The organism is Vibrio sp. Vb1554 (assembly GCF_033344235.1).
Genome location: NZ_JAWPOJ010000279.1, coordinates 1 through 1,224, shown reverse-complemented (window position 1 = coordinate 1,224; position 1,224 = coordinate 1). Strand labels below are relative to the sequence as shown.

Here is a 1,224-nt window from a genome sequence, read left to right as displayed (position 1 = left end):
GAAAAACAGTTCTCTGGTGAGAATGGTGACTGGCAAGCGCACAAATTAGTGCTTGATGGCTCAAAATTTGACGTTGCTTTGCAAGGCGAGAAGGTCGGTACCGTCGAATGGGATTTAGTGGGTGACCACAATGTGGATAATGCACTGATGGCGATCGCTGCCGCACGACACGTTGGTGTAACGCCGGAACTTGCTTGTCAGGCGTTGGGGCGTTTTATCAACACTAAGCGTCGCTTAGAGCTCAAAGGTGAAGAACAAGGCATCACGGTTTACGATGATTTCGCGCATCACCCTACGGCAATTGAACTGACACTGGGCGGTTTGCGTAACAAAGTGGGTGAAAAACGTATCCTTGCTGTATTGGAACCTCGCTCTGCCACCATGAAGCGTGGTGTTCATAAGAACACACTCGCGGATTCGCTACACAGCGCAGATGAAGTGTTCTTATTCCAGCCAGACAATATCGAATGGTCGGTGCAAGACATTGCTGAGCAATGCAAGCAGCCAGCGTTTGTCGATGCCGATATAGATAATTTTGTAGCTAAAATCGTCGAACGTGCTCAGCCTGGAGACCAAATTCTGGTAATGAGTAACGGTGGCTTTGGTGGTATTCACGGAAAACTTCTTGAGCAGTTAAAACAAAAAGCCTGATTGATATGCACAACAAAATACAACCCTCTCAGAAAAAAGCCATCACGTTGGCATTAACGGGTGCCTCTGGTGCTCCTTATGGCCTTCGTCTTTTAGAATGTTTGGTCGCGGCGGATTATCATGTCTACGTTCTGATTTCTTCGGCGGCTCGCGTTGTGATGGCAACCGAACACAACCTTAAGCTGCCAAGTGGGCCAGAAGCCGCAAAGCAAGCGCTGGTGGAACATCTCAACTGTGATCCAAATAACATCACTGTTTGTGGTAAAGATGACTGGTTCTCACCGGTAGCGTCTGGCTCAGCGGCACCAAAGCAAATGGTGGTTTGCCCATGGTCAGCAGGAAGTGTTGCGGCGATCGCGCATGGCATGTCGGACAACTTGATCGAACGGGCGGCTGATGTGGTAATGAAAGAACGCGGGCAACTGTTGCTCGTGGTTCGTGAAACGCCATTTTCAACGCTGCATCTTGAGAACATGCACAAGCTATCGCAAATGGGCGTCACCATCATGCCAGCGGCTCCGGGCTTCTACCATCAGCCAAAGAGCATTGAAGACTTAGTGGATTTTATGGTGG

Annotated in this window: 2 protein-coding genes; both read left to right on the top strand. The window is 49.4% G+C overall.

Annotated elements, in window-relative coordinates:
- The coding region (locus R8N28_RS25645; RefSeq protein ID WP_318183712.1) for a glutamate ligase domain-containing protein at window positions 1-651 on the top strand (651 nt) is incomplete at its 5' end.
- A gap of 5 nt (window positions 652-656) precedes the next feature.
- Window positions 657-1,224: flavin prenyltransferase UbiX (locus R8N28_RS25640; RefSeq protein WP_318183711.1), on the top strand; the 568-nt coding region annotated here is incomplete at its 3' end.